General features: G+C 63.1%; 13 protein-coding genes. 7 read left to right on the forward strand and 6 right to left on the reverse strand.

Annotation, left to right across the window (positions count from 1 at the left end; all coding sequences use genetic code 11):
* Positions 1-6 precede the first annotated feature (6 nt).
* Positions 7-2,070 carry a hypothetical protein gene (locus tag ACEK02_RS11140; protein WP_371421767.1) on the forward strand — a complete coding sequence of 688 codons (2,064 nt, stop codon included), beginning with the start codon at positions 7-9 and terminating at the stop codon, positions 2,068-2,070.
* A 22-nt stretch (positions 2,071-2,092) separates the two neighbouring features.
* Here the strand turns inward: ACEK02_RS11140 and ACEK02_RS11145 are convergent, their stop codons facing one another.
* Entirely contained in the window at positions 2,093-3,079 is a 987-nt protein-coding gene (locus tag ACEK02_RS11145) for a Bug family tripartite tricarboxylate transporter substrate binding protein (protein ID WP_371421768.1), read from the reverse strand.
* Positions 3,076-4,794 (reverse strand): FAD-dependent oxidoreductase, encoded by a 1,719-nt coding sequence (locus tag ACEK02_RS11150; RefSeq protein ID WP_371421769.1) that lies wholly within the window; start codon positions 4,792-4,794, stop codon positions 3,076-3,078. The genes ACEK02_RS11145 and ACEK02_RS11150 overlap by 4 nt, the downstream gene beginning before the upstream one ends.
* A 101-nt stretch (positions 4,795-4,895) precedes the next feature.
* Between ACEK02_RS11150 and ACEK02_RS11155 the strand changes: the two genes are divergently transcribed.
* The 3 genes from ACEK02_RS11155 (at position 4,896) to ACEK02_RS11165 (ending at position 8,883) form a co-directional block, all read left to right on the forward strand.
* Positions 4,896-5,822, forward strand: a complete 927-nt coding sequence (locus tag ACEK02_RS11155; RefSeq protein WP_371421770.1) for a LysR family transcriptional regulator — start codon at positions 4,896-4,898, stop codon at positions 5,820-5,822.
* Between the two features lie 204 nt (positions 5,823-6,026).
* Positions 6,027-6,404: a DUF2946 family protein gene (locus ACEK02_RS11160; RefSeq protein WP_371421771.1), complete on the forward strand. Its 378-nt coding sequence runs from the start codon at positions 6,027-6,029 to the stop codon at positions 6,402-6,404.
* Between the two features lie 124 nt (positions 6,405-6,528).
* Positions 6,529-8,883, forward strand: coding sequence for a TonB-dependent receptor (locus ACEK02_RS11165; RefSeq protein ID WP_371421772.1), 2,355 nt, complete (start codon positions 6,529-6,531; stop codon positions 8,881-8,883).
* Between the two features lie 95 nt (positions 8,884-8,978).
* On the opposite strand, the gene ACEK02_RS11170 is transcribed toward ACEK02_RS11165, so the two are convergent.
* The gene (locus tag ACEK02_RS11170; RefSeq protein WP_371421773.1) at positions 8,979-9,491 is read right to left on the reverse strand and encodes a GNAT family N-acetyltransferase; all 513 of its coding nucleotides are present in this window, start codon (positions 9,489-9,491) and stop codon (positions 8,979-8,981) included.
* Between the two features lie 57 nt (positions 9,492-9,548).
* A complete protein-coding gene (locus ACEK02_RS11175) occupies positions 9,549-10,037 on the reverse strand; it encodes an NUDIX domain-containing protein (protein ID WP_371421774.1) in 489 nt (162 codons plus the stop codon).
* Between the two features lie 138 nt (positions 10,038-10,175).
* On the opposite strand from ACEK02_RS11175, the gene ACEK02_RS11180 reads away from it, so the two are divergent.
* A complete protein-coding gene (locus ACEK02_RS11180) occupies positions 10,176-11,057 on the forward strand; it encodes a metallophosphoesterase (protein WP_371421775.1) in 882 nt (293 codons plus the stop codon).
* 103 nt (positions 11,058-11,160) lie between these two features.
* On the opposite strand, the gene ACEK02_RS11185 is transcribed toward ACEK02_RS11180, so the two are convergent.
* Both ACEK02_RS11185 and ACEK02_RS11190 read right to left on the reverse strand, forming a co-directional pair.
* The gene (locus tag ACEK02_RS11185) at positions 11,161-11,667 is read right to left on the reverse strand and encodes a hypothetical protein (protein WP_371421801.1); all 507 of its coding nucleotides are present in this window, start codon (positions 11,665-11,667) and stop codon (positions 11,161-11,163) included.
* 293 nt (positions 11,668-11,960) lie between these two features.
* Entirely contained in the window at positions 11,961-12,170 is a 210-nt protein-coding gene (locus ACEK02_RS11190; protein WP_371421776.1) for a hypothetical protein, read from the reverse strand.
* Between the two features lie 210 nt (positions 12,171-12,380).
* Between ACEK02_RS11190 and ACEK02_RS11195 the strand changes: the two genes are divergently transcribed.
* Both ACEK02_RS11195 and ACEK02_RS11200 read left to right on the forward strand, forming a co-directional pair.
* Positions 12,381-13,826, forward strand: coding sequence for a short-chain fatty acyl-CoA regulator family protein (locus ACEK02_RS11195; protein ID WP_371421777.1), 1,446 nt, complete (start codon positions 12,381-12,383; stop codon positions 13,824-13,826).
* Positions 13,827-13,985: 159 nt separating this feature from the next.
* Positions 13,986-15,221, forward strand: coding sequence for a lytic murein transglycosylase (locus tag ACEK02_RS11200; protein WP_371421778.1), 1,236 nt, complete (start codon positions 13,986-13,988; stop codon positions 15,219-15,221).
* Positions 15,222-15,260 lie beyond the last annotated feature (39 nt).

Consider the following 15,260-nt stretch of genomic DNA (forward strand, 5'->3'; position numbering starts at 1 on the left):
CGCGACATGCAATACGGCATCGCGTTTACGCCTCTCGTCCCGACCATCGTGCTGTGGATCGGCCTCGCCGCCATCGTGGTGATCGCTGCGCTGCTGTTGTTTGGCCGCGCGCGCGGCGCTGCCGTGCGTGTGGCCGCATTGGCGCTGATCCTGCTGGCGCTCGCCAATCCATCCTTCACGCGCGAGGAGCGAGAGCCGCTGTCCTCGGTGGCAGCTGTCGTCATCGACAAGAGCCCGAGCCAGAGTTTCGGCGAGCGCGCGAAAGAAACCGAGGAAGCACAGAAGCAGCTCATCGACCGGCTGAAACAGGTCAAAGGCCTCGAGGTCCGTGTCGTCGAAGCCGGACAGGCGGATGGTGAGACCGACGGCACCAAATTGTTCGGCGCGCTGTCCTCCGCGCTCTCCGATGTCCCGACCGACCGCGTCGCCGGCGCTTTCCTGATCACCGATGGCCGCGTCCACGACATTCCGGCCAACCTCGCCGGCCTCGGCTTCAATGCACCGGTGCATGCGCTGATCACCGGCCGTAAAGACGAGCGTGATCGCCGCATCGCCATCACCGCCGCCCCGCGCTTCGGCATTGTCGGCCAGTCACAACGCGTCACGTTTCGCCTGGACGATCAGGGCGCCACCGGCGAGCGCGCCCGCGTCGCCATCCGCCGCGACGGCGATACGCTGAGCGAGCGCACGGTGCTGTCGGGCCAGACCGTCAGTATTGATATCGACATCAAACATGCCGGCCCGAACATCGTCGAGATCGAGGCCTCGCCGCTCGACAACGAACTCACCCTGGTCAACAACCGCGCCGTGATCGCCATCGACGGCGTTCGCGACAAGCTCCGCGTGCTCCTGGTCTCCGGCGAGCCGCATTCCGGCGAACGCACATGGCGCAATCTGCTGAAGTCCGACGCCTCGATCGACCTCGTCCACTTTACGATTCTGCGTCCGCCGGAGAAGCAGGACGGCACGCCGATCAACGAGCTGTCGCTGATTGCGTTTCCGACCCGCGAACTGTTTCAGCAGAAGATTCACGAATTCCAGCTGATCATCTTCGATCGGTATGCCCGCCAGGGCGTGCTGCCGATCGCCTATTTCGACAATATCGCACGCTATGTCCGCGCCGGCGGCGCGGTGCTGGTCTCAGCCGGTCCCGATTACGCATCGAACACCTCGATCTGGCGCACGCCGCTGGATTCGGTGCTGCCCGCCGAACCCGTCGGGGTCAGCGAGAAGCCGTTCTATGCGCATCTCAGCGATATCGGTAAGCGGCACCCGGTGACGCGCGGCCTTGAAGGCTCCAATTCCGAGCCACCGAAATGGAGCCGCTTCTTCCGCACTGTCGAGACCCGCAACACCACCACGCCGCCCGTCATGACCGGCGCCGATGGCCAGCCGCTGCTGCTGCTCTCGCGCTCCGGCGAAGGCCGCGTCGCTCTGCTGCTGTCGGATCATATCTGGCTGTGGGCGCGAGGCTATGAAGGCGGCGGCCCGCATCTCGATCTGCTTCGCCGCATGTCGCATTGGCTGATGAAGCAGCCGGACCTCGACGAGGAAGCGCTGAAGCTGCAGAGCCAGGGCAAGGATCTCGTCGTGCTGCGCCAGACCATGGGCGATACCGTGCAGCCGGTGACCGTCACCTCGCCATCCGGCAAGACCCGCGAACTGACGCTCAATGCCGGCGAGCCCGGCCTGTGGCGCGCGACCACGCCGGCCGATGAGCTCGGCCTGTGGCAGGCCACCGACGGCACGTTGAAGGCGCTGATCAATGTCGGCCCGATCAACCCGAAGGAATTCTCGGAAGTCACCTCGACCACCGAGATGCTGAAGCCACTGGCGCAGGCCAGCGGCGGCGATGCCCGCCGCATCAATGAAGGCTCGGGCGTCGAGTTGCCGCGCATCGTTCCGGTGCGCTCGTCGACGGTGTTCCGCGGCGACGGCTGGATGGGCGTGCACATGCGCGATGCCAGTGTGGTCCGCGGCGTCGGCGTTCTGCCGATGTTTGCCGGCCTGATCGGGCTATTGCTGCTGCTCGGCGCATTCGCTGCGACGTGGCTCCGGGAGAGCCGATAATACGAACCAATGGCGGCGCGGGTCATTGCGCCGCGAGGTTCATCTCCCGCGTGAGACGCCCCCATTTGGCGCTTTCCGAGCGGATATAGGCGGCGAAGGCTTCCGGCGTCATTGGTGCCGGCTGCGCACCGATCGTCCGCAGTTTCTCGATCACGTCCGGATCGCCCAGAGCCTTGACGAATGCGGCGTTCAAGCGCGTCACGATGTCACCAGGTGTCGCGGCGGGAGCGACGAGGCCGAACCAGCCCGTCGATTCAAACCCGGCAATACCTTGTTCATCGAGTGTGGGTACTCCGGGAAGGAACGGCACGCGCTTGGCGCTGGTGACGCCGAGTGGTTTCAATCGGCCGGCACGGATCAATTCCAACGAACTGGGGATGTCCAGCACCGCGAGCGGAATATGCCCGGCAAGGACATCGGTCACCGCAGGCCCTGTGCCCCGATAGGGAACCAGAGTCAGTTTGACATTCGTTGTTTGGAGAAACAGCGCAGCCGTCATGTGCATCACGGTGCCGTTGCCGCCATATCCCACCGATAGTTGCCCGGGCTTTGCAGCAGCAGCCGCAAGCGCCTCTTTCAGCGTGGCAAATGCGGCGTCAGGCGCTGCGACCAGCACAAACGGGATATCGGCAAGCAGCGTAATCGGTGCCAGATCCTTGATCGGATCGAAAGACGTCGACGGGCTAATGTGAGGGTTGATGGTCAATGCGCCTGCCGGCGCCACGCCGAGAGTGTACCCGTCGGGCTTGGCCTGCGCCACGGCCTGCATGCCGATATTGCCGCCCGCACCGCCACGATTTTCGATGATGAAGCCCTGCTTCAGATCTGCAGCGATGACCGGTTCAAGCGCACGAATAAAGATGTCGGCGCTGCCGCCTGGCGGGAAGGTGACGACAATCTTGATGAGTTGGTCAGGATACGCGGCCCACACAGGCGTCGTCGCACCGACCACGATCGAACAGGCCGCGCCCGCAAGCAACATCCTGCGGGTGGGAGCGAATACGGTCATGCGATTGCTCCCGAAACAGTATGCGAAGCCGAGCTTTCGTGTGGGGCTGCACTCCGATGAGCAGACACGGCTCTGCCGGTAATGAGTTCGATCAATGCTGCGGGATCCGACGGAGGGAGACGGCCACGCCAGGCAATATGCTGATCTGGCCGCACCAGCAGCAGTGTTTCATCGGGTTGCCCTGCATCGGCCTCCGCGATTGACAGATCGATCAGCGTCAGAGGAACTCCGTTGCGACGCGCGGCTTCGCTGAGCGCAGTCACGTCGCAGGTCGGATCGTAGCGCAACAGCGTATAGCCGGGCCCCATCGCGTCAAAGATCGAGCGGCCATCGCTTAGCCAGACATGCGGCATCCGCGCGCCCGGCGCCGTCGAAGGTTCAAAGTCACCCATCGTATAGGCCGGCGGTCCCTCGCCATCATAGGCGATAACCGGCGACTGATCGTAAAAATAGCCGAAGTTGAGTCCCGCGCAGCAATACTGCTTCACGTTCAGATCGTAGGCGGCACGGCCGACCGCGGCACGCGCCGCTCCACCCGCTTCGCTGTCTTCCTCGATCACCGCAGGTACTGCGCCGCGCTGGCTGATGCTGGCCAGCGCATGCTCCATAGCAAACCGCGACACCTGATCGGTGATCGGCTGACGTTCGGCCGCATAGGCATCGAGCAGACCAACATCAGCCCAGCCGTTGAGATGCGCTGCGAGCATCCAGCTGAGCGAAACCGCATCGGCGATACCGGCATTCATTCCGTAGCCGGCATAAGGCATCCAGAGATGCGCGGCATCCCCGCAGATGAAGGCGCGACGGTCGCGGAAGCGATCGGCGACGAGACGGCGCCCGACCCAGTCTTCCTTGCTGACGATCTTGTAATTGAAATCAGGTCCGACGCCCAGAATTGTACGGATAGACCAGTCGCGATCGACCGAGTCGAATTCCAGCTCGTCCGGTTTGAGGTGATTGTGGATCAGCCAACGGTCATGCCCGTCGATGGCAACGACAGTGCCGGTCCGGCGCGGATTGAGCGCCAGCACCATCCAGGCCGGTGTGTGCGACTGCATCAGGATCTTCAGATCCGGCGCATCGATAAGGGTCGACTGGACGCGCTGGATCACAGGCGTGCCGACAAAAGACGCGCCGATCAACTTGCGCGTCAGCGAGCGACCGCCATCGCATCCAATGAGAAATTTGGCACGGATGGTGAAGGATCGGTTCTCGGCGAGCGCACGAGCCTCGACCGAGACACCCGATATATCCTGATCGAAATGCACCATCTCGGTGCGGGACAGAATCGTGATCCTGGGATTGGCGGCTGCGTTCGCAAACAAGACAGGTTCCAGATAGATCTGGTTGATGCGGTGCGGCGGCTCGGGTGTCGGCCACCACGTGTCGGGTCCATCCGTTGCGGTGTAGCGTGTCGCGCGCGACGGAATGACGATCCGGCTGAGTTCGATGCCCGTTGCCGTCGTGCGATACGAACAATCATTGGGAAAGTCGGGCGGCAGACCGGCGTCGCGGATCTGGGCCACGATGCCGAGCCGGCGAAAAACCTCCATCGATCGCGCCGACACATGATTGCATTTGACATTGGGCGGCTCGCCGGCGTGCCGCGTCTCCAGCACGATCACGTCTATCCCTCTGGATGCGAGATCGAGGGCAGCGGTGAGGCCCACGGGCCCGGCGCCGACAATAACGACGGATGTCTCATAGTCTTGCATGGCTCGCTTCCTCGACCGCGTCTGCGCGCGTTACGTTGAAGCTAGCCACAACTCTTGATAAGAGAAGTCGCTTTTCCAGTATTGATTGATAAGATTACCTCATGAATATCACCCTTCGCCAACTGGAAGCGCTGGTCGCGGTCAGCCGCACGGGCTCGATGACGCGCGCAGCTCAAGAACTTCACATCACCCAGGCTGCGGTCAGCCTGCTGCTCCGCCAACTTGAATTGCAGCTGGGCCTGCCAATGTTCGATCGCACGACCCGGTCGTGTATACCGACCGCAGCCGGACGCGACGCAGTCCGAGCCGCAGAACGTATGTTGGGCGACGCGCTCAGCCTTACGCGTCAGATGCGCAGCCTGTCGGAAGCACGGAGCGGCACAGTCGTCTTCGTCGCATCGGCCGGTGCAGCCTCCGCGCTCATGCCGGCAGTGCTCGCGACATTCCGCACCGCTTATCCCGACGTTGATGTCATCATGCGCGATGTCGCATCCGATCAGCTTGTCAGCGCACTGCTCGCGTCGGACGCCGAATTCGCCATCGGCAGCGTGGATGGCCCGGTGCCCGAGGTGACGCTGACGCCTCTGGTGAGAGGACGTCTCAGCGCCATCGGCTGGCCAGGTTGCCCGATCGCAGCAATGCAAACGCTATCGTGGGATGAACTTGCTGATCTGCCGACCATCGCGATGCATCGCGACACGCTGATCCGCGCACAGATCGACAGACGATTGGGGCGCGACGGCAAGGTGCTGACCCCGACCCATGAAGTATCCCTCATCAACACGGCGCTCTCGATGACGGCGAAGGGCATCGGCTATGCGATCTTGCCCTCCTATATGATGCCGACCGAGCAATATCCGGGTCTGATCGCTTTCCAGCTCGTGCGACCGGCGATCACGCGGCAACTGTCCTGGATTCAGCAAACCGGGCGCAGCCTGTCACCCGCAGCGCTGCAGTTTCAGAAGACGACGGCGCATGTACTGGCCAGCGCGCACGCGACGGCCATTGCAAGGCGCCCGACGGGGTAACGCACAATTGCGATGTCGCTTGTCATGGGCATGGATTGGCCAACATCGATCGACGCCAAGCGTTGCCGTAATCCCACAGCCTGCCGGGTTTCTGTGTCCAGAGATGACTGACCGTTGACACCCGGCCACCTGCTACGCGATGTTACAATATAACATCGGCGCTGGTGGACCTCTCCGCCGCCCGATGCGGGGCGGCCTGTCGGCATGAAGTGGTTTCGGACGAATATCAGGAATGGGGCAAAGCTGGCGCTGTTCGCGCTGGCAGTGCAGCTTATTCTGTCGTTCGGCCATGTCCATGGCGCGACGGTGCATGCGGCACCTCTCGACGCAACCATCGCGCGCGCGGCCAGCGCTGCAGCGCAGACGCCGGCCACCCCCGATACCGACCACCATCATCGCGCCACCGATCCCTGCGCGATCTGTGCCGTCATGGCGATGGCGGGCACGGCGTTGTTCGCCACGCCGCCGGTTCTTCTGCTGCCGCGGGCCACCGTCTTGCTGCAGCGGATCACCGAAGCCGAATTCGACCATCTCGACGCCATCAGCGGCGCGTCGCAGCCGCGCGGCCCTCCTGCGTCCTGACACGACCTTTGACGATCGCTGCCGCGAATTCCTCGCGAACGGCGTAACCGAAGTCAGATTCGCGGTACCGCGAGTCCCGGCCCAAGCGCACAGACCGCGCAGCCGGTGAAGTCAGGACAAACCTATGTCGATTCAATTCAAGCGCGCCCTCCTGCTCGGCACATCCGCCGTCGTGGGACTGAGCTGCCTCCCGCCATCCGCGCTGGCGCAGACGCAGTTGCCCGCCGTGGAAGTCACCGCGCCGAGCCCGATCGTGCGCCGCAAGCCGGTGCCGTCGCGCACCGCGCATACCCACGTCACGCGCCCGGCGCCGAACCGCAATGCTGCCCCGGTGCCCGTTGAAGCGGAGCCTGTTGTACAAGCCCAGCAGGGCGAACTCCCGATCGTCACCGATCAGTTCGCCACCGTTACCGTGGTGCCGAATGACGAAATCCGCCGCTCCGGCGCCTCGACGCTCGGCGACCTCCTCGCCAACAAGCCCGGCATCACCGGCTCCGGCTACGCGCCGGGCGCGTCGAGCCGGCCGATCATCAGGGGCCTCGACGTCAATCGCGTCGGCATTGTCGAGAACGGCATTGGCAGTAACGGCGCATCCGATCTCGGCGAAGATCATTTCGTACCCGTCGATCCATTTGCCGCCAATCAGGTTGAGGTGATCCGCGGCCCCGCGACGCTGCGCTACGGCTCGCAATCGATCGGCGGCGTGGTCAGCGCGTCGAACAATCGGATCCCCGATGCGCTGCCGAACTGCGCCGTGGCGGCGCCGTTCCAGAGCTACGGCATGCCGGTGAAGGCGCCGGCCGCCGGTCTCGCGGCGCCGGGCTGCATGAATGCCGAAGTCCGCACCTCGTTCAGTTCGGTGGATCGCGGTGTTGATGGCGGCATCCTGCTCGATGCCGGTGGCGGCAATGTCGCCGTCCATGCCGACGTCTATGGCCGCAAGGCTGGCGACTACAACGTACCGAGCTATCCCTATGCCGAGCCCGGCCTGGCCTTCAACGGCAAGCAGCCAAATTCGTCGAACCAGTCGGCTGGCGCCTCGGTCGGAGGATCGTATTTCTTCACCGGCGGTTACATCGGCGCGGCGATCACGCAGAACAACACGACCTATCGCATTCCGGGCGCTGAAGGCGCGCAGGTCGGCACCCGTATCGCCGGACAGCAGACCAAGTTCACGGCCAAGGGCGAGTATCGTCCGGACGCCGCGGCAATCGAGGCGATCCGCTTCTGGGTCGGCGCGACCAACTACAAGCACAACGAGATCGGCCTTGCCGACGCCAGCGATCTCTTGTCCGACGGCGTGCGCCAGACCTTCACCAACAAGGAGCAGGAAGGCCGGCTCGAAGTGCAGATGATGCCCTTCAACGCGCGCTTCGCCACGATCACCTCGGCCTTCGGCCTGCAGGTCAATCATCAGGAACTGACGGCACCGAGCCCCGATGACATCGGCAGTCCTCTCAATGGTCTGTGGGATCCGAACAAGAACACAAGGGTTGCGGGCTACAGCTTCAACGAATTCAAGTTCACCGAAACGACGAAGGCGCAGATCGCCGGCCGCATCGAGCATGTCGAACTCTCCGGCACGACTCCGTCGTCGATTCCGAACGAGTTCGATCTCAACGCAGATCCGGGCGCAATCGGTCCGGCGGTCGGGCGTAACCTCACCTTCACGCCGAAGAGCGGAAGCATCGGCCTGATCCAGGATCTGCCGTGGTATGGGCTCTCCGCCAGCGTCACCGCGCAATATACCGAGCGAGCGCCGAAGCCCGCTGAACTGTTCTCCCGCGGCGGACATGATGCGACCGAGACTTTCGATATCGGCAATCCCAATCTCGGTATCGAGACGGCGAAGTCGGTCGAACTCGGCCTGCGCCGCGCTGCCGGCCCGTTCCGCTTCGAGCTCACCGGCTACTACACGCAGTATAACGGCTTCATCTATCGTCGCCTGACCGGCAACACTTGCGGAGATGGCGTCTGCCAGGCCGGCCTCGGCCTCGGACTGAACCAGGCGATCTATTCGCAGCGTGACGCCACCTTCCGCGGCGGTGAATTCCAGAGCCAGCTCGATGTTGCGCAGATCTATGGCGGCACATGGGGCATCGAGACCCAGGCCGACATCGTCCGCGCGACCTTCAGCGACGGCACCAATGTGCCGCGTATCCCGCCGGTGCGTGCCGGCGGCGGCCTGTTCTGGCGCGATGCCAACTGGTTCGCCCGCGTGAACCTGCTGCATGCCTTCGCGCAGAACGACATCGCTCCGATCGCGGAAACGCCGACATCGGGCTACAATCTGCTGAAGGCGGAAGTGAGCTACAAGACGCTGCTCGATCCGCGCATCTACGGCGCCAAGGAAATGACCCTCGGCGTTGTCGGCAACAATCTGCTCAACGAGAACATTCGCAATGCGGTGTCCTATAACAAGGACAACGTATTGCAGCCCGGGCTGAACGTGCGGGCTTTTGCGAGTGTGAAGTTCTAGAGCAACCTGCACTCGACATTCCGGGATGCGCCGACTTCGGCGCAGACCCGGAATGACATTGCTTGGTAGAGAAGTTACTTCGCTTGATGGAGAAGTTACTTCGCCGCGTCCCAGTCCGGCCGGACAGCGCCCGCAAGACCCGCAGCGGCTCCTGCCACCAGCTCCAGAACCAGCAGCCGGTTCTGATCGACGGGACCGGGCATGGTCACATTGCCCTTCGGGATCGCCTTGAACCCGACCCGGCGGTAATAGGGCTCGTCGCCAACCAGCACGATGAGCTTGTGGCCCTTCTTGCGCGCATCCTCGATGGCGCGATCCAGCAGCTTGCGGCCGACGCCGCGGCTGCGGAACGGCGGCTCGACGGTCAGCGGCCCGAGCAGCAGTGCCGGTGTATCGCCCACACAGATCGGCAATTGCCGGACCGAGCCGACGAGCAGCGTGCCAATCCGTGCCGTGAAGGACAGATCGAGTAGATGGCTGACATGTTCGCGCAGCCGGTAGGCTGACAGCACGTAGCGGCCCGGGCCGAAGGTGCGGGCATGCAGCCGCTCGATGATCTGGGCGTCGTTGGCGGTTTCCGCCAGGATGGTCAGAGAAAGGTCATTCATGTCGGGAGGCGGGATAGCATTTGGCGGGCGCGCGGTCCATTGCCCGGGCGGACGGGATCAGACCCGCCAGGTGGCGCTGATCGGCCTGCCGTCGAAGATCTCGGCCAGCCGCTGCCGGGTGCCCTCCGTGGTGTCGTGAGGCAGGGCATTGAGGGCGAAGAAGCCGGTTTCGGCGATTTCGCGATTGGGCTCGGGCAACCGGTCCTGCCGGAACTGCCTGACCACATAGACCGCCACATGGTCGCGGATCGAGACATGGCTGTTGAGAAACACGCCATGCAGAACCGGCTCGCCGGTGAGTTCGATACGGCCTTCTTCGCGCAGCTCCATGTCCAGCGCCTCGCGAAAGGTCTGGCCAACCTCGACGCCGCCGCCGGGCAGATACCAGCCGGTGACATAGGTATGCCGGACCAGAAACACGCGATTGGCGTCGTCGAGCACCACGGCGCGGACACCCAGGGTCATGCCGCGCGCGAAGCGGAAATAGAGGTGCACGCATTTGCGCAGGGTCGGCTCCAGCCGTTGCCGAAACGTCGGTGAGGTCATCGCGGCAAATTCCTGGCTGGCGACACGGTGGGTGCTTGCGTCATATGCCCCACCTTGCCAAAACATGCAGGGATTTCACAGGCATGAGGGCGCATTGAGCCGGCTTGTTCACACACGCGCAGGGGCGGATCGCTTCTTATGACGGCCTTCACCCTCGCGCATCTGTCCGATCCGCATGTTCCGCCGATGCCGGAGCCGCAATGGCGCGAGCTCCTGGGGCAGCGCGTGCTCGGTTACCTGAACTGGCGGCGCAACCGGCACCTGATCCACCGCCGCGATATGCTGGATGTCATCGTCAGCGACATGCAGGCGCAGCAGCCAGACCATATCGCCGTGACCGGCGATCTCGTGAACCTCGCATTGGCAGCGGAATTCCCACGCGCACGGCGCTGGATCGAAAGCGTGGGCACGCCCGATCATGTGTCGCTGGTCCCCGGCAATCACGACGCCTATGTGCGCGGAGCGGCGCAGCGCTTTGCCGAGACCTTCGGCGACTACATGCGTAGCGACGATACCGCCAAGACGCGCTTTCCATTCCTGCGCATCCGCGGTCCGCTGGCGCTGATCGGCGTGTCATCCAGTGTGCCGACCGCGCCCTTCATGGCCACAGGCTGGCTCAGGCCGGAGCAGCATGACGAGCTCGATCGCATGCTTGCGGCGCTCGCGGACGCACATCTGTTTCGTGTGCTGCTGATCCATCATCCGCTACGCTCACAGCATTGGCAAAAGCGCTTGACGGATTCCGACACGCTGCAGGCGCTGCTGAAACGCCATGGCGTCGAACTGATCCTGCACGGCCACGACCACATTCATTCGACCATGTGGTTCGACGGCCCGCAGCGGCGCATTCCCGCTATCGGCGTGCCGTCGGCGTCATCCATCGCACACGGCCGCAAGCCGGCGGCGGCGTATAATCTATTCGCCATCGAACGCGACGGCGAACGCTGGCGCTGCGAACAGACGGTGCGCGGATTCGGCGATGGCAACATGGTGCATGAGATCAAGCGGGTGATGCTGTAACGCCGCTTTCTCCAGGTCATTGCGGGCGAAGCAATCCAGTTCTTACTTTGTTTGCGGTCTTCTGGGATTGCCGCGTCGCTTCGCTCCTCGCAATGACCAGCGACTAGTGTCCGCGCACGGATACTAACAACGCCAGGGCAAATAACCCCGCGATGCCGACTACAATGCCAAACAGGAACGGCCAGAATCTGCTGCGCGGTTTCTTCACCGGTGTCGGCACAAGCGGCGGCCACGTGGTCACCATCGCATGTTCGCGTTCGATCATACGGCGCGCGACATAGTCGGTCACGGCTTTCACGATGACAGGAATATCATGAGCCTCCGCCAGCACCACGCGGCCATGGCGGGTGTCTTGCACGAAGCGATATGTGCGCTTGTCGCGCCCCATGGCGACATGGGCGACCATGTCAACCCACAGCCGCGGCGTGTCGCCCTGGCTGACGCCCCGGTCGAACATCTCGATGCCATCAGGAATCTCGGCAAACAGCGGATCGAGCGCCTCGTTGAGTATCTCGAGGCGCGCCACTTCGGCATCCCGCAATTCGACGACGACACCGGTGCGATCGGCTGCCTCGATACGGGCCTTGCGCAGGGCGTCGCGCAGACGCATCGGCTTGGCTTCCTCGACAGGCTTCGTCCCGTTACTCGCCACGCTGGACCTCTTTCTGGCTGCCTCAAGCGCGGCAGCCGCCCACATTAACCTATCAGCTACCATAAGTGCCGCAAAGACCGTTTGTTTCCAGTTACTTGCACCCCGAATGCACCAACGGCCCCACCCGGTTGCCCGGATGAGGCCGTTGATTTCCTTGGACGTTTTCTTATGCGGCAAACCAGCGACAGGCTTGAGACAATCCAGCGGCCGTAACGCCGCGGCGATGTCAGCCTCAAGCGACCTTGTCAGTCTTAGGCGACCTGGCGGCTCGGCTCTTCGACGATGGAAAAGCGGACGCCGGCACGGTGGCGATTCTCTTCAGACACAATCTTCCAGGCCTCTTCGGCCTGCTTGCGCGTCTTGAACGGACCCTGCACCTGGGCCGAGCCTTCGACCAGCTTGTGGAAGTTCATCGAGCCGAACTCGCCGCCGATGACCCAGAAATTGCTGCCGTGTGACATGTCGTGCTCCTGTTCTATCTTCCAAATCGACATTCGTGACATGCGATGCATTCACCGTGTGAAGAGATAACTCCATATCGGCCAAATCCGCCAGATAGCTTGCGTTTGAATGGTGATGTGATGTAACATAGCGACTTGTAATAATGTCAATTTGTCAATTTTGTCACAATTACCAGCCGAGCGGCGACTCGGAACCAGGAATTGACGCATATGGCGGGCGAGTCGGGCAAGAAACTGTTCGTGGGACCGCGCTTCAGGCGCATCCGGCAGCAACAGGGCCTGTCCCAAACCCAGATGGCCGAGGGTCTCGGGATTTCACCAAGCTATATCAACCTGATCGAGCGCAACCAGCGGCCGGTCACCGCGCAACTCTTGTTGCGACTGGCTGAAACCTACGACCTCGATCTGCGCGACCTCGCGACTGCGGATGAGGATCGTTTCTTTGCAGAGCTGAACGAGATCTTTTCCGATCCGCTGTTTCGCCAGATCGACTTGCCGAAGCAGGAATTGCGCGACCTTGCCGAACTTTGTCCCGGCGTCACGCATTCGTTGCAGCGGCTCTATGCAGCCTATACCGAAGCGCGGCGAGGCGAGACCATGGTGGCGGCGCAGATGGCCGATCGCCAAGAGGGCGCGCAGTTCGAGGCCAATCCGATCGAACGCGTGCGCGACCTCATCGAGGCCAACCGCAACTACTTTCCCGAACTCGAGCAGGCCGCCGAAGGGCTGCGCGACGAAATCAACGTGCCGTCGCAGGATCTGTTTGCGGCGCTGAGCACGCGGCTGCGTGACAAATACTCGATAGTCACCCGCATCATGCCGGTGGACGTCATGCGCGAAACGCTAAGGCGGTTTGACCGGCATCGCCGGCAATTGCTGATCTCGGAAATGGTCGATGCACCCGGCCGCGCGTTTCAGGTCGCGTTCCAGATCGGCCTCGTCGAGTGTTCGTCCAATTTCGAAAGCATCATCGGCCGCGCCGGACCGCTCGACGACACGCCGCGCCGGCTCTATCGCATCACGCTGGCGAACTACTTCGCCGCCGCCGTGCTGATGCCTTACGGCGCGTTTCATGCCGCGGCAGAAGCGTTGAGCTACGACGTGCAGGTGCTCGGCCAGCGCTTCAATGTCGGCTTCGAGCAAATCTGCCATCGCCTGACCACGCTGCAGCGGCCGAACACGCGCGGCGTGCCGTTCTTCATGCTGCGCGTCGACAATGCCGGTAACGTCTCGAAGCGGTTCTCGTCCGGCACCTTCCCGTTTTCGAAATTCGGCGGCACCTGCCCGCTGTGGAATGTGCACTCGACCTTCGACACGCCGGACCGCCTCCTGAGCCAGGTGATCGAACTCCCGGACGGCAGCCGCTACTTTTCGCTGGCGCAGACGCTGCGCCGGCCCGCGGCGCCGCATCCCCAGCCACAACCGCGCTTCGCCATCGGCCTCGGCTGCGAGATCCGCCACGCCGGCAAGCTCGTCTATTCCGCAGGCCTCGATCTGGAAAAAACCGAAGGCACGCCGATCGGCGTCAATTGCCGCCTCTGCGAACGCGAGAACTGCAGCCAGCGCGCCGAGCCGCCGATCACGCGCAGCCTGATCCTGGACGAGAACACGCGGCGGGTGTCGAGTTTTGCTTTTAGTAATGCGCGGGAGTTGTAGTCGGACTGGTTCTTCGAAGGCCCCCCTCACAGTAACGGCGGAAATGGAAACACCGTCATGGCCGGGCTTGACCCGGCCATCCACGTCTTGCTTGGTAGCACTCGGACGAAGACGTGGATGCCCGGCATATGCCGGGCATGACGACGGAGAGAACGATTCATGCTGCGCATCCGGCTATCGACCAGACTTGCAATCCTCATTGCAGCATTGACCTTTATCTCCCTCGCCTCCCCCGCCTCCGCCCAACGCGGCGCGTCCTGCCATGGCGGCCAGAGTTTCGATCAATTCCTCGCCGGGCTGAAACAGCAGGCCGTCACTGCCGGCGTATCGCAGCGCGCGATGGCGGAGGCCTCGCCTTACCTCGTCTACGACCAGGGCATCGTCAACCGCGACCGTGGGCAGCGGGTATTCGGGCAGTTGTTCACGCAGTTCGCCGGACGCATGGCCGCAGACTACCGGATGCAGAACGGGCAGCTCAAGATCAAGCAGAACGCTGCAGCCTTTGCGCGTGCAGAGAAAGAGTATGGCGTACCGCCAGCGGTCATCGCCGCGTTCTGGGCGCTGGAAAGCGACTTCGGCGTGCAGATGGGCAATCTGCAGACGCTGCGTTCGCTGGTGTCGCTGGCCTATGACTGCCGGCGCTCGAAGATGTTTCAGGACGAGACCATCGCCGCGCTGAAGATCATCGATCGCGGCGACTTGTCGCCGGCGGAGATGATCGGATCATGGGCCGGCGAGCTCGGCCAGACGCAATTCCTGCCAACGCATTACTTCAACTATGCCGTAGACTATGACGGCGATGGCCATCGCAATTTGCTGCGCAGCCCCGCCGACGTGATCGGCGCCACCGCCCACTATATTTCCACCGGCCTGAAATGGCGGCGCGGCGAACCGTGGTTGCAGGAGGTGCGGGTCACCGACAACGTGCCGTGGGATCAGGCCGATCTCACCATCCAGTTGCCGCGCGCCAAATGGGCGTCATTCGGCGTCTCCTATCCCGACGGGCGGCCGCTGCCGAATGACAGCATGCCGGCCTCACTGCTGCTGCCGATGGGACGGCACGGCCCCGCCTTCCTCGCTTACGCTAATTTCGCCGCCTATACGGAATGGAACAACTCGCTGATCTATTCGACCACCGCGGCCTATCTCGCCACCCGCATCAATGGCGCATCCAAGATGCGGCAGCCCTCCGCCCCTGTCGCGCAGCTGTCACATCCCGAATTGCGCGAGCTGCAGCAACTGCTGGCAAAGCGCGGCTTCAATGTCGGTAAGATCGACGGCATCCTCGGCCAGCAGAGCCGCACGGCCGTCAAGGCCATGCAGGTCAAATTCGGCCTGCCGGCGGATTCCTGGCCTACGGCCGAGTTACTCGCTGCATTGAGATCCGGGCGCTAAGTCAGATCCGAGAAACGGTATCCACTTATCGCGATCATC

It is taken from the genome of Tardiphaga sp. (assembly GCF_041424195.1).
In the GTDB taxonomy this organism is placed as follows: domain Bacteria; phylum Pseudomonadota; class Alphaproteobacteria; order Rhizobiales; family Xanthobacteraceae; genus Tardiphaga.